We start from the raw sequence: 20185 nt of genomic DNA on the forward strand, positions 1-20185 counted from the left end.
GCGGCTACGGGGCCGACACCCGGTAGCGGCGGGTCTCGTAGGACCACTCGAGGTTTCCGGCGATCCAGTGCCGCAGGTCGGAGGCGAACCGGATGAGCCCCGGATTGCCCGAGGCGAGCAGCGGCCGCTCCGCCGCGTAGTAATCGCCGATCCGCCGCTCCAGCATCACCGCGCAGCGGTCCAGCGCCTGCTGCTCGGACATATTGTGCTGGTGGGCGAGCACCGTCGGCAGGCTCAGCACGTCCGCCGCCTGATGCTCCTCCTTGCGGTAGGAGACGATGTCGTTCGACCAGCAGATTATGTCGGCCACGGCGTCGGACGCGGCCCGCACCGAGGGGTCGTACCACGCGCGGTCGTCCAGCTCGAAGCCGTTGACGGTCTCGATCAACGCAAGGCAGGTGGCCACCGCGCCGCTGTGCCGGCGCATCCGGATGTATTCGTCGAGGGGGGCGAGCGTGCCGTGCTGCCGGCAGGTCGCCTCCCAGACCAGCGCGTAGAAGTAGGTCGTGACGGCCTGGGTGAACCTGGCCCACTGCACCGGCCCGGTCAGCCCGCGCAGCCGCCCGCTCAGGTCGGCCAGGGCCGCGCCGAACACGTCGCCCGGGCCGGCCTCCCCGGTCTCCAGCGCGCTCAGCAGCCACACCGTGACCTCGGTTATCGCCGCGGGATCGGAGCCTATCTCCGATTCGTCGCAGTACTCGTCGTCGAACAGGAACAGCCAGGCCGCCCAGGCGGCGCTCAGGAGCAGGCCGTCGAGGGTCGCGTGCGGCGCCACCCGCCCGGCCAGGCGCGCGGGTGCGGTCGCGAGCAGGCGGGCGTGCAACTCCGGACGGACCGTCAGTCCGCAGTCGCGAGCCCACCGCTCGGTCTCCACCCTCGCCGTATCGGTCGCCGGGTGCAGATCCGTCCCGAAGGGGACGGCCAACCTCGGCACAACCACGGGCATGAGTGCCCTCCTCCCTGTGCAGGGTGAATCAATATTCTAGTAAACGTGGATGCACATGCACATGTCCCGCGCCGGTGGACGGATACCCGTAGGCGAGCGCGCGCGCCCGTCACGTAGGATGGTGCGGTGATCACTGCCTCCCACGTCGAAGTGCGCGTCGGCGCCCGAGTCCTGCTCGAGGACGCCTCGTTCCGCGTCGGCCCCGGCGACAGGATCGGCCTGGTCGGGCGCAACGGCGCGGGCAAGACCACGCTGACGAAGATGCTGGCCGGCGAGGGCCAGCCCGCCGCGGGCTCCATCACCAGGTCAGGCCAGGTCGGCTACCTGCCGCAGGACCCGCGCACCGGCGATCTCGAGGTCATCGCGCGCGACCGGATCCTGTCCGCGCGCGGCCTCGACGAGGCCGTGAACCGGATGCGCGCCGCCGAGAAGGCCATGGGCAGCGCGAACGCCGCGGAGCACGACCGGGCCATGCGCCGCTACGCGAACGCCGAGACCGCCTTCCTGGCCGCCGGCGGGTACGCCGCCGAGTCCGAGGCCGCCGTCATCGCCTCCAGCCTCGGCCTGCCCGACCGGGTGCTCGAGCAGCCGCTGGGCACGCTCTCCGGGGGCCAGCGCCGCCGGATCGAGCTGGCCAGGATCCTGTTCGGCGACAACGAGGTGCTGCTGCTCGACGAGCCGACCAACCACCTGGACGCGGACTCGATCGTCTGGCTGCGCGACTACCTGAAGACCTACAAGGGCGGCTTCATCGTCATCTCGCACGACGTGAAGCTGGTCGAGGCCTGCGTGAACAAGGTGTTCCACCTGGACGCCAACCGCAGCGTCATCGACATCTACAACGTCGGCTGGAAGGCCTACCTGGAGCAGCGCGAGGCGGACGAGCGCCGGCGCAAGCGGGAGCGGGCCAACGCGGAGAAGAAGGCCGACGCGCTGTTCGCGCAGGCGGACAAGATGCGGGCGAAGGCGACCAAGACCGTGGCCGCGCAGAACATGGCGCGGCGGGCCGAGCGGCTGCTCAGCGGCCTGGAGGCGGAGCGGGCCTCGGACAAGGTGGCCAAGCTGCGCTTCCCCAAGCCGGCGCCCTGCGGCAAGACGCCGCTGATGGCCACCGGCCTGTCCAAGTCGTACGGCTCGCTGGAGATCTTCACCGACGTCGACCTGGCCGTGGACCGCGGCTCCAAGGTCGTGATCCTGGGACTGAACGGCGCGGGCAAGACCACGCTGCTGCGGCTGCTCGGCGGGGTCGAGGACCCCGACACCGGGAACGTCGAACCGGGCCACGGGCTCAAGCTGGGCTACTACGCCCAGGAGCACGAGACGCTGGACCCGACCCGCACCGTGCTGGAGAACATGCGCAGCGCGGCGCCGGACCTGGACCTGGTCGACGTGCGCAAGACCCTCGGCTCTTTCCTGTTCAGCGGGGACGACGTGGACAAGCCGGTCGCGGTGCTCTCCGGCGGGGAGAAGACCCGCCTCGCGCTGGCCACGCTCGTCGTCTCCAGCGCGAACGTGCTGCTGCTGGACGAGCCGACGAACAACCTCGACCCGGCCAGCCGCGCCGAGATCCTCGGCGCGCTCAGCACGTACGAGGGGGCGGTGGTGCTCGTCACCCACGACGAGGGCGCGGTGGACGCGCTGGGCCCGGAGCGGCTGATCCTGCTCCCCGACGGCGTCGAGGACCTGTGGAACGAGGGGTACCGGGACCTGGTGGCGCTCGCCTAGCGTGGCCGGTGGGAGCTGTGCGTGTCCGCCGTGTGCCGCTGAGCGGACGCCGGTTCCCGGTATCCGACAGAACGTCGATTGCCCTCCGTAACAGTCTCATAACGGGGTGGGCGTTTTGTCCCCATATTCCGCGCTATTCCCGCAGGAAACCGGCGGGTACGTCGGGAATACCATTGGAGTTTTCCGTGCGAACCAGTGGTCAACTCGGCCGAGAGGGGTGATCATGGGAGGCCAGAGCGCACATTCCCTGTGCAAGGTGGGACGTACCCCACACCCCCTCTAGGAGGCGCAAGTGGCCGAGACCCTGAAGAAGGGCAGCCGGGTCACCGGCACCGCGAGAGAGCAGCTCGCGACCGATCTGAAGAGCAAGTACGAGGCCGGAGAGTCGATCCGCGCCCTGGCCCAGGAGACCGGACGCTCGTACGGGTTCGTACACCGGATGCTCAGCGAGTCCGGCGTCACGCTGCGCGGACGTGGCGGCGCCACGCGCGGCAAGGCGCGTACCGCCTGAACCCCTGCCCTGTCACGGTATCACCGGTGGTCGCACCCGGGGCGATCGGGCCCCGGTACCGGCACGGTCGGTAGGAGCCACCCGGCGCGAGGACGGCGCCGGGTGGCTCGTTCGTTTCCGGGTCGCGGCCGGCCGGCCACGGCCCCGCCGCGGGGTGGAGCGGCAAGGCGCGGGCGCGGTGAGGCGTGCGGCGGTGTTGGGGTATCGTCCTGAGCGGGATCATCGAGGCATGCAAGGCCCTTGTCGGCCGAGCGACATTGAAGGACGGACGGTACCGAGGCCGTGACCGGCTCGAACACTGCGACAACAGACGAGGCGTGGCCCGAGGCCAAGGCGGCGGCGGCCGCGCGCGCAGGGGTCCGGCTGCGGCTGGACGGCGAACTGGCGACCGTGGTGCTGGACAAGCCCGAGCGGCGCAACGCGATGACGCCGAGCACCTGGTGGCACCTGGCCGAGATCGGCCGCGCCCTGCCCGGCACCGTGCGCGCCGTGCTGCTGCGCGCCGAGGGTCCCTCGTTCTGCGCGGGCCTGGACCGCTCGGTGCTGATCGGCGGCGAGAACGGCGCCAAGACGCTGCTCGACCTCGCCTCCGCCGGGCAGACCGACGCCGAGATGACGATCGAGGCCTTCCAGGAGGCCTTCACCTGGTGGCGCCGGCCCGACCTCATCACCGTCGCCGCCGTGCAGGGCCACGCGGTGGGCGCCGGCTTCCAGCTCGCCCTCGCGTGTGACATGCGTCTAGTCTCCGAGGACGCCCGCTTCGCGATGCGCGAGATCACCCTCGGCCTCGTCCCCGACCTCGGCGGCACCAAGCCGCTCGTCGACCTCGTCGGCCCGGCCCGCGCCCTGGAGATCTGCGCCACCGGACGCTGGATCGACGCCACCGAGGCGCAGTCCGTCGGCCTCGCCAACAAGGTGATCCCGAACGACGACCTGGCCATGGACGCCGAGGTCTTCGTCCGCGAACTGCTCGCCGCCGACCGCGACGCCCTCATCGAGACCAAGGCCCTGGTCCAGGGCGCCGCCCGCCGCGACTACGACGACCAGCGCGCCGCCGAGCGAGCCGCCCAGGTCCGCCGCATCCGCGCCCTCGCGGGCCGCTAGGCCGGGTCTTCCGACGATCGCCGGGGCCGATGCTCGTTTGGAGAGCGGCGGAGGCGATCACAGCCGGCTGCTCCAGGCCAGGCCAGGGACCGCCGCTTCACGCTGATGATGGTGAAGCGGGCGGTCCGGGGCCGGGCTCAGACGACCCGGGTGAGTTCGGGGCGCTTGGGCAGGGCCCCGTCGCCGGAGGACTTGCCGGTCAGCCGGCGCTTGATCCAGGGGAGCAGGAAGGCGACCAGCCAGCGCAGGTCGGAGAGGGTCTTCGCGCCGGGGAGCGGCTTGGGGGCGGGCGGGAGCGGCGCGCGCCAGTCGAAGGTGGGCTGGTGGCCGAGGGCTTCCAGGACTGCTTCGGCTACGCGGCGGTGGCCCTCGTGGGTCATGTGGATGCGGTCCGAGGCCCACATGCGGGGGTCGTCGAGGGCGCGCAGCGAATGCAGGTCGACGACGACCGCGCCGTACTTCTCAGCCATCTGATCGATGAACGCGTTGATCTGGTTGGCCTTGGTCTGGAAGCGCTTGGCGGACGGCATCCGCTTCGTGAAGTCGATGGCGCGGAACATCACCAGTGTGCGGCTCGCCTCCGACAGCACCTGCACGCAGTGTTCGAGCTGTGCGCACACGGCGTCCACGTCGCAGCTGGGGCGCATCGCGTCGTTGAGGCCGCCCGCGAGGGTGGCCAGGTCGGGCCGCATGTTCGCGGCGATGTCGAGCTGGTCGGCGGCGATCTGCCCCATCAGCTTGCCGCGCACGGCCAGGTTCGCGTACGCCAGCTCCGGCTCGATCGCCGCGAGGCGCCGTGCCACCAGGTCGGCCCAGCCGCGGTACACGCCGTCGCCCGGGTCGTCCGCCAGGCCCTCGGTGAACGAGTCCCCGACGGCCACGAACGTGCGCACGGGCCCCGATATCTCATCCGTCACCCGCACATTCAACCAGTCGCCCCGCCGCGCTATCGCAGCAGAGTCATCCCGAACTCGGCGGCGACGGCCGACGGCTGCTTGGCGCGCGGCGGGGTCGGGCGGCGGGTGACGGGGGTGTCGGGGCCGGTCGGCCCGGTGGGCGCGGCGACGCGGCGGAAGTCGAGCCGGCGGCCGTCCGGCAGCTCGTTCGCCAGCAGCTGGGCGATCGCGGGCCACACGCCCGCCTGCTGCCAGTCCCGCAGCCGGCGCCAGCAGGTCATGCCGGAGCCGTAGCCGAGCTCCTTCGGCAGGCGCTCGAAGCCGATGCCGCGCGCGAGCACGACGAGGATGCCGGTCAGCACCGCGCGGTCGTCCAGCGGCATCCGCCCGGGATACCGCCGCCTGCGCACCTTGACCGGGATGAGCGGCTCGATCCGCGCCCACAGCTCGTCGTCGATCTCCGGATCGCCCAGCGGCTGGCTGCGCCGCGGCCTGGGCACCTTCGGCAGCCCGGCGCCGAGCGCGGGCGCGCCGATCCCGCTCGGGGAGCCGGGGGCCAGGCCGGCCGGGCCGCGCGGGGCCCGGGGACGCGGCGGCATCGCGAGGGACGCGGCCGCTGACGGGATTCGGATCGACTCTGCCACGCCTCTACAACGCTCCATGCGCCGTTCCGGTCACGCTCCGAACGGTTACACTGCGCCACATGTCGTTCACCACCCCCGGGACCCCCGCTTCGCCGTGGCCTTTCGGCGATCCGGTCGCCACCGCGCTGCTCGGCCTGCTCGAGGTCGAGTTGCGCGGCCACGGCCTGCACTGGCGGGTGGTCGCGCCGGAACGGCTGGAGGTCTTCCGCAGCGGCGCGGCGAGACCCGAACGGACCATCGACGTGGCCGCGCTGCGCGAGCGGATGGCGCGCGAGGCGAAGGCGGACTGGCCCGACCTGGTGGAGCAGGCGGTGGCCGGCTGGCTCGCCGCGCCGACCGCGGCGGGGGGCGCGTCCGCGAACGGGTTTCCCGCGAACGGCTTCTCCGCGGACGGCCTCTGCGCGAACGGCTCGGCCGCCCACGGTTCGGTTCCGGCGACGCCGCCCGTCCCCGCATGGGCCGCGCCGCTGCGCTCCCGGCTGCTGCCGACCCAGCTCGCCGCGGCCACGGCGGGAGCGCTCGCCCGGCCGGCGCTGCCCGGGCTTTCCGAAGTCGTGCTCTGCGAAACCGGTCCGCGCGGCGGCGGCCGGCTGCTGGCCGCGGAGCAGGCCGGGAACTGGCCGGCGCCGACCGCCGAGATCTTCGCCGCCGCCCGCGCGAACGTGCGCAACCAGGGCGTGCTGCCCACGGAGCGGCGCGCGGTCGACGGCGCGAATCTGACGCTGCTGAGCGGTCCCGGCCCATACTGCCCTACGCACGTGTTCTGGCTCGGCGAGTACCTGCGCCGGGACGGGGCCGAGGTCAACGGAAACGGCGCGCTCGTCGTGCTGCCGCACCGGCATCTCGTGGCGTACCACGCGATCGAGACGCAGGAGACCGTCACCGCCGCCGGCGCGCTGCTGCGGCTGGCCACCCGGCAGTTCGAGACGGCCCCGGGCGCGCTCACCGACCAGATCTACTGGTGGCGCGACGACCAGGTCAGCGCGCTTCCGGTGGACGCCGCGGGGGAGACGCTGACCATCCTGCCGACACCCGAATTCGGGGACTTACTCGACCGGCTGCCCGCGATCTGAGGACGGCTCCGCGGACGCGGCGGCGGTGGCACTTCCGGCGGCGGCAGCGGCGACCGCGGGGACGGGCTCGGCGTCGTCCGCCGTGGACGGCTCGGCGTCGTCCCCGTCGGCGCGCTCCTCCCAGTCCTCGTCCTCCTCGTCGTCCCAATCCTCGTCGTCATCCCAGTCGTCCTCGTCGCCGACGCGGGCCTTGCGCTCCAGCTCCTGCGCCTCGCGGTGCAGCAGCTTGAGCCAGGTGATCGGCATGATGACGGCGAAGACCCACCACTGCACCATGTACGCGATGTACATGGTGTTGTCGTAGCTGGGGCCGGGAACCGCCTGCGCGGCGGTCGAGGCGGTGTTCGCCGGGGTCGAGGACGCGAGCTGGATCGAGCCGTCGTGCAGCGTATTCGCCACGCGGCTCTGCAGATCCTTCGTCGTGATGAGCGCGATCTCACCGGCCGGCAGGCTGTTCGTGTCGTCCGTGATCCGGGTCAGCGCGGTCGTCTCGTCCGGCTGCAGGTAGCCCTTCACGGTCACCGTTCCGCCGGGAACCGGCGGCAGCGTCGGCATCGCGGTGCTCGAGACGTTGCTGTTCGACGCGGCGATCCAGCCCTGGTTGACCAGGATCGCGGTGCCGTCGGACAGGACCAGCGGCGTGACCACGTACCAGCCGGCGTTCTCGTTCTGCGAGCGGTTGCGCACAGCGAACTGGTGCGCCGTGTCGTAGTGGCCCGTCGCGGTGACCGCGACCCATTGCTGGCTCTGCGCGACCGTATGTCCGATAGGGTCTACCGCATCGATGCCCGCGGGCTTGGCGTCCAGCTTCGCGTACACCAGTCCCTGGGAGTCGGCCCGGTCCTTCCAGAGCGTCCGCTGCCAGTAACCCAGCGCGATGAAGGCCGGGATCAGCAGCAGCCAGACCAGCGCGTGGAAGGCCATCCAGCGGGCCGAGAGGGCGAACCGGTACGAACGAAGCACGGTTCCGACCGTACATCGTGTGCCCAGGTGACCTTTCAGCGGCCCCGTCGTTGGCAGCGCGAATCGAATCCGCCAAGGTTGACAAGGGGAATCACATGCTCAGGGGCTTCAAGGAGTTCATCGCCCGAGGTAACGTCGTCGAGCTGGCGGTCGCGGTGGTCATGGGCGCCGCGTTCGGCGCGATCGTCACCGCGCTGGTGACCGACATCATCACGCCGCTGATCGCGGCGATCTTCGGCAAGCCGGACTACAGCAGGCTCGTCTGGACCGTCAACAACTCGAAGATCATGTACGGCTCGTTCATCAATGCCGTGATCTCGTTCCTGCTGATCGCGATCGGCGTCTACTTCTTCATCGTGCTGCCGATCAACAAGCTCAACGAGCGTGGCCGGATCCGCCGCGGCCTGCCCGCGAAGCCGGCCGAGCCCGCGGCGGCGCCGACCGAGGTCGAGCTGCTCACCGACATCCGCGACGCCCTGGTCAACGGCAGCCGCGGCAACGGCGCCACGACGGACCTGCGCTAGCCGGCGTCCCCGGCCGAAGCCGCGGCGGCCGTGCGGCGGCCGAGCAGCGCGGCCAGCCCGGCGCCGGCCAGGTCCGCGAGCATGGTGACGCCGCGGGAGACCAGCGCCACCGACAGCGCGGGGCCGGCGCCGACGAGCGGACTGAGCTCCGCGACCAGGATCAGCTCCCTGACGCCGGCGCCGGCCGGGGCCAGGATGATCAGGAAGCCCGCGCACCAGGCGAGGGCGAACGCGCCGATCGCGGCGAGCAGCGCCGAGGGGCCGTGCTCGCCGAGCCGCACGAGCATCACCCAGATCTGCAGGCCGTTGCAGACCCACACGGCCAGGTTGATCGCTATCGCGACGCAGATCACCCGGCCGGTCAGCGGCGTCTCGGGCTCCGGCTTGCGCATCACCTTCAGGCCGCGCGCGATGATCGGGTTGAGCACCTTCGGATGCAGGCAGGCGAGCAGCGGCGGGATGAACAGGAACACCCACCAGTACTGTCCCGCCGAGTCTCCCGCCATGAACGGCAGGCCGACGAGGGTGGCCAGCAGCCCGGACGTGAGCCCGATCATCATCGCCAGCATCGCCGTGGTCGCCGAGCGCTGGCGCGGCACCTGGTAGGTGCGGCCGAGCTCCATCTGCGCCAGCACCGGCCAGACCGAGCCGGGCACGTACTTGCCGAGCTGCCCGATGAAGAAGATGCGCGCGGCGGCGCGGGCGGGCAGCTTCGAGCCCGCCGCGGTCAGCAGCCCGCGCCAGACCTCGAGGTTGAGCGCCAGGCCGAGCAGCACGCAGGCCAGCGCCTCGATCGCGGCGACCACGCCGAGCCGGTCTATGCCGCTGCGGAAATCGCTCCACTGGCTGGTCACGGAGTAGACGCCGAGCGCGACCATGCCCAGCACGAACAGCAGCTTGAACGTGCGGCTCTCCACCGCCCGCAGCACGGTCCCGAGCAGGCTGCGCCACGCCGGGGCCCGGCCCTGCTCGGACCCTTCGGCGCGCGCTGCGGTCGCGGGGACGGCGTCCGAATCCACCGTCTCCGTGATACGAGGCTCTGGCATGTGCGAGAGCATACGCGGAAATACTGAGCGAGCCCCAAAACCACAACGCGCCGACCTGTTCCCGGGATGCGCGGAGGATGGCCTACTGTGTGGTGCCATGCGGATCCTGTTCTTCGGCACCTATGACGTGAAGTCCCACCCGCGCGTGGGCGTGCTGGCCGAGGGACTGCGGGCGCACGGTCACGACGTGGCCGAGTGCAACGCGCCGCTCGGCCTGGACACCGCGTCCCGGGTGGCGATCCTCGCCCAGCCCTGGCGGCTCCCGCAGCTCGGCTGGCGGCTCGCCTCCTGCTGGTTCCGGCTGGCCGTCGGCGCTCGCCGCGGACCCGCCCCGGACGCGATCGTCGTCGGCTACATGGGGCACTTCGACGTGCGGCTGGCCCGGCTGCTCTTCCGCCGCACGAGGATCGTGCTCGACCACCTGATCGGCGCCGGCGACACGGCGCGCGACCGCAACCTCTCGGGTGGCGGCCTCAAGGCGAAGCTGCTGACCGCGATCGACGCCGGCGCGCTGAAGTCGGCCGACGTCATCGTGGTGGACACCGACGAGCACCTGGCGAACCTGCCCGAGCAGCACCGCTCGCGCGGCGTCGTCGTGCCGGTCGGCGCGCCCGAGGACTGGTTCGCGGCCGCGCCGGCGCAGGAGAAGCCCGGCCGCGGCGAGGACGCCCCGCTGCGCGTCGCGTTCTTCGGCCTCTACACGCCGCTGCAGGGCGCCCCGGTGATCGGCGAGGCCCTGGGCAAGCTCGCGGGCGCTCCGGTCGAGGTCACCATGGTCGGCCACGGCCAGGAGCTGGAGGCGACCCGCGAGGCCGCCGAGGGCGGCTGCCCGACCACGTGGATCGAGTGGGTCGACTCGGCCGAGCTGCCCGCGCTGGTCGCGGACCACGACGTGTGCCTCGGCATCTTCGGCACCGGCCCCAAGGCGCTGCGCGTGGTCCCGAACAAGGTCTTCCAGGGCGCGGCGGCCGGGTGCGCGATCGTCACCTCGGACACCGCCCCGCAGCGCCGCGCGCTCGGCGACGGCGCGGTCTACGTCCCGCCCGGCGACGCCACCGCGCTCGCCGACGCGCTCACCCGGCTGGCCGAGGACCGTGCCGAGCTGGCCGCGGCCCGCAAGCGCGCGCACGACGCGGTGCTCGAACGCTTCGGCTGCTCCGCGGTCGTCGAACCCCTGGTGCGGCGGCTCGAATCCTGAAACGGCGCTGTACCCGCGAGCGCTACTATGTCCGCCCTCCAACCCGCGATCTCCCCTTGGACACGACTTGAGTAGTGAGACCCGAGACCATGACGCGAACGGGACGGGGATAGGAGTGGCCGACGATCCAGGGGGCGCGGCGCCGCTGAACGCGCCGGAGACGCGGCGGCGCCGCTTCCGGCGGCCGCGGCCGGCCACCGTGCTCGCGGCCTTCGCGATCGCGCTGTTCGCGGCCTGGGGCATCGGCACGCCGCTGATCGGCCAGGCGACCACCGCGGCGACCGCCAACATGGTCCAGTCCGGCCCCTACCCGCAGGCCGGGTACAACGAGACCGTCGGCAGCGACGCGCTGCTCTACGACACCTACACCTCGGCCATCCCGGGCACGATCGTCTTCAAGAAGGCGCTGGAGAACGGCGAGTTCGCGGGCTGGGACCCGAACAACGACGGCGGCGGCGCGCTCGGCTCGGTGCCGAACGACGCGCTGCTCTCGCCGCTCACGCTGCCGTACTACGTGCTGCCGACATGGATGGGTCCGGCCTACACCGAGCTGCTGATCGTCATCTGCGGCGCGGCCGGCTCGTTCCTGTTCCTCAGACGGCTGGGACTGTCCAAGGTCGCCGGGATGATCGGCGGCCTCGCGTTCGTCGGCAGCGGCTTCATGGTCATGTGGGTCGACTTCCCGCAGAGCCGGACCGCCGCGTTCATCCCGGCGCTGTTCTGGACCGTCGAACGGTTCCTGCAGACGCGGCGGGTGCGCGACGCGGTCCTGATCTCGATCCCGATCGCCTCGATGCTGCTCGGCGGATTCCCGGCGGTCACCGGCTACGCGGGCGCCACGGCGAGCGTCTACGTGCTCGTGCGGCTGATCGTGATGCACCGCGAGAACCTGCGCCGGCTGCTGCTGACCGCGCTCGGCTACGTCGGCGGCCTGGTCGGCGGCGTCGGCCTGGTGGCGTTCCAGCTGCTGCCCTTCGCCGGATTCATGAAGACCTGGGTCATCATCGGCCGCAGCCAGACCTCCAACCAGCACCTCGATCCGACGACGCTGCTGACTCTGATCGCGCCGTGGGCCCTCGGCACCGGCAACACGGAGTCGGATTACTTCTACATGTCGCCGAACGCGATCGAGAGCATCGACTACATCGGCGCGGCGGCGCTGGTCCTGATCCTCGTCGCCACGGCCCTTCCCTGGCGTGCCCGGCGGCTGCTGCCGCGCTCGGTCTGGAGCTTCTTCACCGCCACGAGCGCGGTCTGGCTCTACCTGATCTACGTCGGCGGCCCGCCGCTCGCTCTGCTGCAGAAGACGCCGGTCATCCGCGAGATCTTCGGTCAGAACTTCATCGGCCGCTCCCGCAGCATCCTCGGCTTCCTGCTCGCCGTGCTCGTCGCGATCGGATACGACGTGCTGACGCGTCAGCGCGAGACCGCGGACGCCGCCGAGCAGCCCGTGAGCGTGCACCGCTTCCGCATGCTCTGGCCCGGCCTCGTCTGCCTGGTCACCGTCGGCATCTTCGTCGGCGTGCTCTACACCGGCTACTCCGACGCGAAGCATGCGGGAGCGAACGCGATCGGCAAGTCCGCCGCGCTCAGCCTTTACAAGCACCAGCTCGGCTATGCCGCGGCGTTCACGGTGGCGGCGATCCTGTGCGTCGTCGTGCTCTGGCACGCGGGCCGCGACCGGAGAGCGGCGCCCGACCTCGGCGGGCTCACCCGCGGCCTCCGGTTCACGGCCGCGGCGGCGCTGCCGCTGCTGCTGGCCTGGCAGAGTGCTGTCTTCGCCTCCGAGTTCTTCCCGCGCTCGTCAGTCAGTACGTTCTACCCGGTCACGGACACGCACGCGTACCTCGATGCCAACCTCGGCGCGGACCGCTACGCTTCCACGTCGACCGGCATGGTCTTCGCGACGAACAGCGCCTATCCGCTGCGCGCGGTCAACGGCCACAACTTCATCAACCAGAACTTCGGCGCGATGATCGACGCCGTCCCCGGCGGCCAGATCCAGTACGAGACGTACATCGACTTCCCGCAGAGCGAGGAGACGGCGACGAGCCCGATCCTCGATCAGCTCGCCGCGAAGTACTGGGTGAGCTCGCTCGGCGACGCGGTGCTGGGCAAGCAGGTCGACGCCAAGACCGACGGCAGCACGTACGAGCTCAAGCCCGGCCAGTCGGTCACGGTCAGCGTCCCGGTCACCGGCCGGCTGCGCGCGGTCGGCGTGACGCCGGTCGGCACCGTCTCGCCGACGAAGGCCGACTCGCTGGATGTCGTGGTGCGCAATGCTTCCGGCGCCGCCGTCGCGCACACCAGCCGCCTCGCGAACACCCTCCAGGCGACGATGACGTCGGGCTCGCTGTTCACGGTCCCGGTCGCGGCCGACACGCAGGCGGCCGGCACGACGTACACGGCGACGCTGACGTGGCACGGCAGCAAGCCGATCGAAGTGCAGGCGGACGCCGGTTCGCCCGCGCTCACCGCCGTGGCCGGGCAGAACGACGGACTCGAACTCGTGCGCGTCGACGACTCGGCGATCTACCAGCGGCTCAACGCGCAGCCGCGAATTCGCTGGGCCTCGACGTCGACGGTCGTCAAGGACCAGGCGCAGCGCATCAGCCTGCTCTCCTCGGGCAGCGTCGGTGCCGACGAGGTCGTCCTCTCAGCCGACGGACCGGCCGCGAGCGGCGCCTCGGCGAGCGTGGACGTGACCGAGGACGGCAACGACCAGGTCAGCACAACCGTGGACGCGAAGGGCTCCGGCTACCTCGTCGTCGCGGACGCTGACCAGGTCGGCTGGAAGGTGACCGTGGATGGCCGGAGCGCCACTCTGCGGGCCGCGGATCAGGGCGTCGTGGCCGTGGAGGTCCCGGCGGGCAAGCACGTCGTGACGCTGACCTACTCGCCGCCGCACGCCCGCCTCGGGCTGGCCGTCAGCGGCGCCACGGCCGTGATCCTGATCGGCGCGGTCGTCGGCGAGTGGTGGTGGCCGCGGCGCAGGCGCCGGCGCCAGGAGGCGTGAGGCGGCGGATGAAGGAAAGCGGCTCCGGGGAGAACCCTGGGGCCGCTTCCTTGGTGCCGCTGTGCGCGAGCGTCAGTTGTCGCCGCGCGAGCGGACGATGAGGTCCGCGAGCAGCGCCAGTGACGCGATGATCAGGCCGCTGAGGAACAACAGGATCGTGTTCTCGGCGATCTTGAAGGGGTGGGCGGCCAGATCGTAGATGCCCTTGACCACGCCGATCCCGATCAGCCACAGCGCCGGGGGCAGCAGGACCTTGATCGGGTTGAAGTACATCACCATCCGCAGCACCTGGAGGATGTAGCGGTAGGCGTCCTTGACGAACCTGAACTTCGACTTGCCGGCCCGCTTCGAGTAGTCGATGGGCATGTAGTAGATGTCGTGCTGGTTCGCCAGGAAGGCCATGGTGATCGTGGTGACGCACGAGAAACCGGGAGGCAGCAGCCGCAGGTACGGCTTGGCGACCTCGCGGCGCATCGCCCGCATGCCCGAGTTCAGGTCCGGGATCTTCTGGTTGATCAGCCGCTCGGCGATCTTCCGGATGACCCACTTGGCCGGAACCCGCAGGATCTTGTGCGTGCCCTCTTCGGTGGTCCGGGCGCCGACGACCTGGTCGACGCGCGGGTTCTCCTTGAGGATCCGCACCATCTCGGGGATGCGCTCGTTCGGGTAGCTCATGTCGGCGTCGGTCCACACGACGATGTCGCCGGACGCGATCTGCGTGCCAATGCGTCGCGCGGTGCCGGTGCCGCCGTTGCGCTGGAACGGCTCGAGCCGCATGCGGGGGTAGCTCTCCTGCGCCTTCCGCAGCACCTCGAGGGTGTTGTCGGTCGACGCGTCGTCGATCACGAGCAGCTCGTAGCTGAACTCACTCGCGTCGAGGGCCTCGTTGATCCGCGCTATCTCCAGCAGGACGTGGTCCTGCTCGTTGTAGCAGGGGAGAACGACGGTCACGTCGACCCGGTCAACAGGTTGAACGTCCTCCGTCGCGGGCACGGGATCTGAGGTGGGAATCCGCTCGGTAAGGAGCATGAGCCTCTAGTCCATCTCTCTTGCGATGAGCTGGCAAGCTAACGGCGGCGGGCGAAGCCGATCTGAGGAAGTCCGGCTAAACCGCAGCTCAAGAATAACCTGTCGATGAGTGTCGCACGTGCCGGGTAACCTCGGAGGGGTGTCGTCATCCCCCTCCGCACCGGATGTGCTCATCCGGGCCCACGGCCTGGTCAAGACGTTCCCCAAGAAGCATGGCGAAGCCTTCACCGCGGTCGCCGGCATCGATTTCGAGGTCCGGCGCGGCGAGGTGTTCGGCTTCCTCGGCCCGAACGGCGCCGGCAAGTCCACCACCATGCGCATGATCGGGTGCGTCTCCCCGGTCGGCGGCGGCCATCTGAGCCTGTTCGGGCTCGATCCGAACACCCAGGGCCCGCGGATCAGGGCCCGCCTGGGCGTCGTCCCGCAGGAGGACACGCTCGACGTCGAGATGCGCGTGCGCGACAACATGCACGTGTACGGCCGCTACTTCGGCCTGCCGCGCGCCGTGATCCGCGAGCGCGCCGCCCGGCTGCTGGACTTCGTCCAGCTCACCGACCGGGCCGAGGACAAGGTCGAGCCGCTCTCCGGCGGCATGAAGCGGCGGCTGACCATCGCCCGCGCGCTGATCAACGACCCGGAGATCCTCATCCTCGACGAGCCGACCACCGGCCTCGACCCGCAGGCCAGGCACGTGGTCTGGGACCGGCTCTACCGGCTCAAGCAGCAGGGCACCACGCTGATCCTGACCACCCACTACATGGACGAGGCGGAGCAGCTGTGCGACCGCCTCGTGGTGATGGACAAGGGCCGGATAGCCGCGGAGGGCGCGCCGCGCGAGCTGATCGAGCGCTACGCCACCCGGGAGGTGCTGGAGCTGCGCTTCCCGCTCGGCGAGCAGGAGCAGGCCGCGGAGAAGCTCGCGGGCATCGGCGAGCGGCTCGAACCGCTGCCGGACCGGGTCCTGGTCTACGCCGACGACGGCGAGGCGGCGCTGACCGAGGCGCACCGCCGCGGCCTGGAGCCGGTCACCGCGCTCGTCCGCCGCTCCACGCTGGAGGACGTCTTCCTGCACCTGACCGGCCGGACGCTGGTGGACTGACGTGAGCACCGAGACCATCAGCGCCGCCGCGTCGGCGGAGGCGACGGAGCGCTCCCGCCGCGTGCCCGGCGGGCTCGTTCTGAGCTGGCGCCAGTTCCTGTACTGGTACACGTTCTTCTACCGCACCTGGCGCGGCACGGTGCTGTCCGCGATCCTCGGCCCGGTCATGTACCTGACCGCGATGGGCGTCGGCATCGGCACGCTGATCACGCACGGACTGCCGGATGGCGTCACCTACCTGTCCTTCATCGCGCCGGGCGTGCTGGCCGCGATGGCGATGCAGAACGGCATATTCGAGGGCTCCTTCACCGTGCTCGGCAGCGTGAAATGGGCCGGGAACTACTGGGCCGCCGTCAACACCCCGCAGCGCCCGCAGGACATCATGTTCGGCACGGCGATGCAGGGTTTGGCGCGGACCGCGGGCATGTCCACGGTCTTCTTCTGCGCCATGGTCGGCTTCGGCACGACGCACTCGCCCTGGTCCGTGCTCGCGCTGCCGGTGGCGCTGCTGACCGGCGCGGTGTTCCTGTTCCCGATGATGGCCTTCTCCATCACGCTCGACAGCGACCAGCCGCTGACGGTCGTCTTCCGCTTCGTCATGACGCCGCTGTTCCTGTTCTCCGGCACGTTCTTCCCCTGGCAGCAGCTGCCCGAGTGGATGCACCCGATCGCCTTCATCACCCCGCTGTGGCACGGCGTGGAGCTCTGCCGCGAGCTGACCCTCGGCACGGTGACCGCGACCTCCGCGGCGATCCACATCGGCTACCTGCTCGTCGCGCTGGCCGGGGGAGTGGCGCTGGCCCGCCGCAACTTCAGCCGTCGCCTCTACCTCCACCGCTGACAGGGACCGGTGCCGAACCCATGACCTCGCTCATCGCCTTCGACCTCCAGCCCGGGAGCCGAACCCCATGACCTCCTACGCGCTGCAGCCCCGGGTGGCGCCCCGGCTGCCGGGAACCTTCGGGACCCGCCGCTCGCTGCGCCTGGTGGAGCGCAACATCGTCTCCTACCGCCGCATGTGGCTGATGTTCCTCACCGGCGCCCTGGAGCCGGTCTTCTACCTGCTCTCGCTCGGCGTCGGTCTCGGGCAGCTGATCCCGAACGTCACCGGCCCGGGCGGCGCCCCGGTCACCTACGTGCACTTCGTGGCCCCCGCCCTGCTGGCCACCGCCGCGATGAACGGCGCCATGTACGACGCGACCTTCGGCATCTTCTTCCGGCTCAAGTACGGCAAGGTCTACGACGCCGTGCTGGCCACGCCGCTGACCCCGCCGGACATCGCGCTCGGCGAGCTGACCTGGTGCCTGATGCGCGGCGGCTTCTACGCCGTCGCCTTCACGATCGTGGCCTCGTTCTTCGGCGTGCTCGCGTCCCCGTGGGCGGTGCTCGCGATCCCGGCCGCGCTGCTGATCGGCCTCGGCTTCGCCGGCCTCGGCATGGCGATCGCGACGTACATGAAGTCCTGGCAGGACTTCGAGGTCGTCAACCTGCTGATGATGCCGATGTTCCTGTTCTCCACCACGTTCTTCCCGCTCGGCGTCTACCCGCGCGGGCTGCAGCTGTTCGTGGAGATCACGCCGCTCTACCAGGGCATCGAGATCGTTCGAGGGCTGATGCTAGGGGCCGTCGGACCCAGCCTGCTGCTGCGCGCCCTCTACCTGGCCCTGATGGCGCTGGCCGGGCTGGCGATCGCGGCCCGCCGCTTCGGCAGGCTGCTCACCGCGTAGCCCCGCCTAGTCCTCGTCGTCGAAATCGTCCTCGTCGTCGTCCGCCGGCTCCACCGGCACGGGACGCAGCTCCCGCCGCAGGTGGATGACGTACCAGGAGCCGAGGATGACGATGAACAGCCACCACTGGAACGCGTACATGATGTTCAGCGCGTCCCAGGTGGTGCCGTGCTGCGGCAGCGGCTGGGGGACGGCCGTCAGCCCGCCGGAGAGCGAGGCGGCGTCCATCGCCGTCACGTAGCCCTCGTCGAGGTGGTACGGCCACTGGTTCACCAGCTCGGCGGTCGAGATGTACTGGATCTCGTTCGGCTCGGTCGCCGTCCCGGTCGTCTGCGACTCGGAGATGCCGTTGTCGTTGACCTCTCCGGTGGTCGACTCCGGCTCGGCGGCCCACCCGGTGACCGTGACCCGGCCGCTCGGCGCCGCGGGGATCTCCGGCTCGGCCGACCCCGTCGCCGCGATGAAGCCTCGGTTGACGAGCACCGCCTGACCCGAGCCCGTGACCAGCGGCGCGATCACGTAGTAGCCGGTGTGGCCGTTCAGCACCCGGCCGGGGACGAGCAGCTGCCGGGCCGAGTCGTAGGTCCCGGCGGCCTCGACCTCCTGCCCGACCTGCGTGCCGTTGAGACCGCTAGCCGGGGTGATGACGGAGTCGACGGGCTCGGCCGTGTGCCAGCTCCTGAGCTCGGCGGCCGTGAGCGGGGCGACCTTGTGGCCGACATCCCACTGCCAGCGGCCGAGCAGCGCGAAGGCGATCATCAGCACGAGGATCCCGGCGTGCGCCGCCACCCACCGCGGCCTGCGCAGGTCCTCGGGCGTCAGCGCGGGGGCGAGCAGCACGTCCGGCGCGTCCCCCGCGTCCTGCGCGGAGTCCGCCGCCGGCTGGACCGCTGTTGCCTCGGAACTCGACACGACTGCCAGTATCCGCCCTGTCCGATATGCCTATCCCACCGGGGTCACGCGGAGGGCAGCGCCTCGGAGTCGGCGGCCGCCGGCTGCTGCTGCCGGGCGGCCTTCTTCCGGGCGGCCCGGTCGGCCTTCGCGGCGGCCTTGGCCGCCTTCTCCGCCTCGCGCGCGTCGATGTGCTTGAGCGTCCAGTGCGCGACCAGCGGCGACGCGAAGGGCAGTAGCCCGGCCAGCGCCATCACGGCCATGTGTGGGATGGAGACCCGGTAGCCGAACGCGACGACCAGGCAGACGACCACGTACAGCGGGTACAGGCCCATGCCGTGCACCACGCCGAGCCCGTTGCCGAGCGCCGGCGAGTTCGCCCACCACTTCAGCGGCAGGGCGACGAGCTCCAGGATCGTGATCGCGGTTCCGGTGATCCAGGCCAGCACGACGTACACCTTGAGCAGCAGCGGACGGCTGCCGAAGGCGACGTGCGGGACCTCGGGCGTCTCGGTCATGGGGGACTTCCTCGGGGCGGGGCCGACTGAAACTCTTTCCGACCAGCAGGGTAATCGGCCGTTTCGACGGCCGAGCGACCGGGGTCCGCCCCCGGCGTCCGGCACCGGCTGTTGCAGGTCGTAAGGCGCCCCGGCGGCCCGCCGCGTCCGGAACCCGGCACACCCGCCCGCTCGCGCCCGCGGTCCCCGCCGGCATCGCCCGATACCCGCACGCCATTCGAGGTGCCAATAGGCACGCCGTTCGGATACCGTCGTTCCATGCCTGAGACGTCGTCGTCCGTCACCCAGCCGTCGATCCCGACGGTGCCCGCCGGTGCCACCGCAACAGCCACCCCCGCCGAGGTCCGGCAGGCCGCGGAGGCCCTGAAGTCCGCCATCGACGCGCACCTGCGGGCGGTGGAGGCCCGGGTGGACGAGCTCGACCCGGCCGTGCTCGAGGCCTTCGACGCCCTCGCGGCGGCGGCCGAGGAGTACGACGAGCTGCTCTACGCCGTGCACGACGAGGTCACCCCGTTCGAGGTGATGACCGAGCCGGAACCCGACTACGCCGGACCCGACGAGATCGAGGCCCTGTCCGTCTTCATCCGCCGCGACTACCTCGTGGCCGACTCCGACGCCCTCACCGCCGCCGCCCGCACCGCGGCCGAGGGCGTGGACCCGGAGACCACGACCACCCGCAGCGCGCTGCTCGAGATCTTCGACTCCTACGACGCCGACGAGATCGCCTACCGCGCCGAGGAGCTCGGCCTGCAGCCCGGCGATTCCACGATGTGGGTCGTGGCCGCCGACCCCGAAGGCGTCGTCGGCTGGCACGACGACCCCTTCTCCGACGTGGACGCCGAGCTCGTCCTCTACCGCGACGACGTCATCGACGAGGAAGTCGACGAAGAGGACGACGAGGACGAGGACGAACTCGAGGCCGAGGACATGCTCCCGGGCTGAGCCACGGCACGGACAGGTACGACCGCGCGGAGGCGCGCAGCCGCGCGGAGCGGAGCAACCGCGCGGGGGCGAACAGCCGCACGGAGGCGAACGGCCACGCGGACGGGCACGACTGAGCCGACGGGACCGGGGGCCGGGCCGGGCGACGAGAGTCGCCCGGCCCGGCCTTCTCGTTTCCCGGCATGCTTTTCGGGGTGTCTCCCGGCGTGAGTCGGAGGCGGTGCCGGCTGCTCACGCGGGGGCGCGGGTGTGCGCAGGACGTCGAATGTCTCAGGCGGTCCAGAGCGCGCCGGGGAGCTCGCCGCGGGCGATCTCGGCCACGCCGCGCTCGGT

19 protein-coding genes are annotated in these 20185 nt (G+C 71.2%); 11 read left to right on the forward strand and 8 right to left on the reverse strand.

Annotated features, from left to right (window positions below):
- Positions 1 to 4: 4 nt before the first annotated feature.
- Positions 5 to 946: a terpene synthase family protein gene (locus KDK95_RS03075; protein ID WP_212516425.1), complete on the reverse strand. Its 942-nt coding sequence runs from the start codon at positions 944 to 946 to the stop codon at positions 5 to 7.
- A 126-nt stretch (positions 947 to 1072) separates the two neighbouring features.
- On the opposite strand from KDK95_RS03075, the gene KDK95_RS03080 reads away from it, so the two are divergent.
- From KDK95_RS03080 to KDK95_RS03090, 3 genes are all read left to right on the forward strand, one after another.
- Complete coding sequence (locus KDK95_RS03080) at positions 1073 to 2671, forward strand: ABC-F family ATP-binding cassette domain-containing protein (protein WP_212516426.1); 1599 nt, start codon at positions 1073 to 1075, stop codon at positions 2669 to 2671.
- Positions 2672 to 2963: 292 nt separating this feature from the next.
- Positions 2964 to 3182, forward strand: coding sequence for a helix-turn-helix domain-containing protein (locus KDK95_RS03085; RefSeq protein ID WP_212516427.1), 219 nt, complete (start codon positions 2964 to 2966; stop codon positions 3180 to 3182).
- A gap of 363 nt (positions 3183 to 3545) precedes the next feature.
- On the forward strand, positions 3546 to 4286 hold the full coding sequence (locus tag KDK95_RS03090) for an enoyl-CoA hydratase/isomerase family protein (protein WP_372463254.1): 741 nt from the start codon (positions 3546 to 3548) through the stop codon (positions 4284 to 4286).
- 137 nt (positions 4287 to 4423) lie between these two features.
- Here KDK95_RS03090 and KDK95_RS03095 read toward each other — a convergent pair whose 3' ends face one another.
- On the reverse strand, positions 4424 to 5203 hold the full coding sequence (locus KDK95_RS03095) for an SGNH/GDSL hydrolase family protein (protein ID WP_307844113.1): 780 nt from the start codon (positions 5201 to 5203) through the stop codon (positions 4424 to 4426).
- A 29-nt stretch (positions 5204 to 5232) separates the two neighbouring features.
- Complete coding sequence (locus KDK95_RS03100) at positions 5233 to 5826, reverse strand: transposase (RefSeq protein WP_212516429.1); 594 nt, start codon at positions 5824 to 5826, stop codon at positions 5233 to 5235.
- A gap of 59 nt (positions 5827 to 5885) precedes the next feature.
- Here KDK95_RS03100 and KDK95_RS03105 point away from each other — a divergent pair, with 59 nt between their 5' ends.
- Positions 5886 to 6899 carry a hypothetical protein gene (locus tag KDK95_RS03105; protein WP_212516430.1) on the forward strand — a complete coding sequence of 338 codons (1014 nt, stop codon included), beginning with the start codon at positions 5886 to 5888 and terminating at the stop codon, positions 6897 to 6899.
- On the opposite strand, the gene KDK95_RS03110 is transcribed toward KDK95_RS03105, so the two are convergent.
- A complete protein-coding gene (locus KDK95_RS03110) occupies positions 6873 to 7862 on the reverse strand; it encodes an SURF1 family cytochrome oxidase biogenesis protein (protein WP_212516431.1) in 990 nt (329 codons plus the stop codon). The genes KDK95_RS03105 and KDK95_RS03110 overlap by 27 nt on opposite strands.
- Before the next feature lie 95 nt (positions 7863 to 7957).
- Here KDK95_RS03110 and mscL point away from each other — a divergent pair, with 95 nt between their 5' ends.
- Positions 7958 to 8386 carry a large conductance mechanosensitive channel protein MscL gene (gene mscL / locus KDK95_RS03115; protein ID WP_212516432.1) on the forward strand — a complete coding sequence of 143 codons (429 nt, stop codon included), beginning with the start codon at positions 7958 to 7960 and terminating at the stop codon, positions 8384 to 8386.
- Here mscL and KDK95_RS03120 read toward each other — a convergent pair.
- Complete coding sequence (locus KDK95_RS03120) at positions 8383 to 9432, reverse strand: lysylphosphatidylglycerol synthase transmembrane domain-containing protein (protein ID WP_212516433.1); 1050 nt, start codon at positions 9430 to 9432, stop codon at positions 8383 to 8385. The genes mscL and KDK95_RS03120 overlap by 4 nt on opposite strands.
- A 97-nt stretch (positions 9433 to 9529) precedes the next feature.
- Here KDK95_RS03120 and KDK95_RS03125 point away from each other — a divergent pair, with 97 nt between their 5' ends.
- Both KDK95_RS03125 and KDK95_RS37600 read left to right on the forward strand, forming a co-directional pair.
- A complete protein-coding gene (locus KDK95_RS03125) occupies positions 9530 to 10630 on the forward strand; it encodes a glycosyltransferase (protein ID WP_249160099.1) in 1101 nt (366 codons plus the stop codon).
- 115 nt (positions 10631 to 10745) lie between these two features.
- Positions 10746 to 13646, forward strand: a complete 2901-nt coding sequence (locus KDK95_RS37600; RefSeq protein WP_212516434.1) for a YfhO family protein — start codon at positions 10746 to 10748, stop codon at positions 13644 to 13646.
- A gap of 72 nt (positions 13647 to 13718) precedes the next feature.
- Here the strand turns inward: KDK95_RS37600 and KDK95_RS03135 are convergent, their stop codons facing one another.
- Positions 13719 to 14675 carry a glycosyltransferase family 2 protein gene (locus KDK95_RS03135; protein ID WP_212516435.1) on the reverse strand — a complete coding sequence of 319 codons (957 nt, stop codon included), beginning with the start codon at positions 14673 to 14675 and terminating at the stop codon, positions 13719 to 13721.
- 139 nt (positions 14676 to 14814) lie between these two features.
- Between KDK95_RS03135 and KDK95_RS03140 the strand changes: the two genes are divergently transcribed.
- From KDK95_RS03140 to KDK95_RS03150, 3 genes are all read left to right on the forward strand, one after another.
- A complete protein-coding gene (locus KDK95_RS03140; protein ID WP_307844116.1) occupies positions 14815 to 15774 on the forward strand; it encodes an ABC transporter ATP-binding protein in 960 nt (319 codons plus the stop codon).
- A 1-nt stretch (position 15775) separates the two neighbouring features.
- Positions 15776 to 16615: an ABC transporter permease gene (locus tag KDK95_RS03145; RefSeq protein ID WP_212516437.1), complete on the forward strand. Its 840-nt coding sequence runs from the start codon at positions 15776 to 15778 to the stop codon at positions 16613 to 16615.
- 67 nt (positions 16616 to 16682) lie between these two features.
- A complete protein-coding gene (locus KDK95_RS03150) occupies positions 16683 to 17501 on the forward strand; it encodes an ABC transporter permease (protein WP_212516438.1) in 819 nt (272 codons plus the stop codon).
- A 6-nt stretch (positions 17502 to 17507) separates the two neighbouring features.
- On the opposite strand, the gene KDK95_RS03155 is transcribed toward KDK95_RS03150, so the two are convergent.
- Together KDK95_RS03155 and KDK95_RS03160 are read right to left on the reverse strand one after the other, a co-directional pair.
- Positions 17508 to 18413: an SURF1 family protein gene (locus KDK95_RS03155; protein WP_212516439.1), complete on the reverse strand. Its 906-nt coding sequence runs from the start codon at positions 18411 to 18413 to the stop codon at positions 17508 to 17510.
- 44 nt (positions 18414 to 18457) lie between these two features.
- Positions 18458 to 18910 carry a DUF3817 domain-containing protein gene (locus tag KDK95_RS03160; RefSeq protein WP_212516440.1) on the reverse strand — a complete coding sequence of 151 codons (453 nt, stop codon included), beginning with the start codon at positions 18908 to 18910 and terminating at the stop codon, positions 18458 to 18460.
- A gap of 258 nt (positions 18911 to 19168) precedes the next feature.
- Here KDK95_RS03160 and KDK95_RS03165 point away from each other — a divergent pair, with 258 nt between their 5' ends.
- Entirely contained in the window at positions 19169 to 19852 is a 684-nt protein-coding gene (locus KDK95_RS03165) for a hypothetical protein (protein ID WP_212516441.1), read from the forward strand.
- Positions 19853 to 20185: the final 333 nt, after the last annotated feature.

Origin of the sequence: Actinospica acidithermotolerans (genome assembly GCF_018139625.1) — a bacterium.
Taxonomy (GTDB): Bacteria; Actinomycetota; Actinomycetes; order Streptomycetales; family Catenulisporaceae; genus Actinospica; species Actinospica acidithermotolerans.

Bases quoted from the DNA above. Each gene is read 5' to 3' on its own strand.
- KDK95_RS03150 (WP_212516438.1), top strand. From the start codon at position 16,683: ATGACCTCCTACGCGCTGCAGCCCCGGGTGGCGCCCCGGCTGCCGGGA.
- KDK95_RS03125 (WP_249160099.1), top strand. From the start codon at position 9,530: ATGCGGATCCTGTTCTTCGGCACCTATGACGTGAAGTCCCACCCGCGC.
- KDK95_RS03105 (WP_212516430.1), top strand. From the start codon at position 5,886: ATGTCGTTCACCACCCCCGGGACCCCCGCTTCGCCGTGGCCTTTCGGC.
- KDK95_RS03075 (WP_212516425.1), bottom strand. From the start codon at position 946: ATGCCCGTGGTTGTGCCGAGGTTGGCCGTCCCCTTCGGGACGGATCTG.
- KDK95_RS03165 (WP_212516441.1), top strand. From the start codon at position 19,169: ATGCCTGAGACGTCGTCGTCCGTCACCCAGCCGTCGATCCCGACGGTG.
- mscL (WP_212516432.1), top strand. From the start codon at position 7,958: ATGCTCAGGGGCTTCAAGGAGTTCATCGCCCGAGGTAACGTCGTCGAG.
- KDK95_RS03160 (WP_212516440.1), bottom strand. From the start codon at position 18,910: ATGACCGAGACGCCCGAGGTCCCGCACGTCGCCTTCGGCAGCCGTCCG.
- KDK95_RS03135 (WP_212516435.1), bottom strand. From the start codon at position 14,675: ATGCTCCTTACCGAGCGGATTCCCACCTCAGATCCCGTGCCCGCGACG.
- KDK95_RS03120 (WP_212516433.1), bottom strand. From the start codon at position 9,432: ATGCCAGAGCCTCGTATCACGGAGACGGTGGATTCGGACGCCGTCCCC.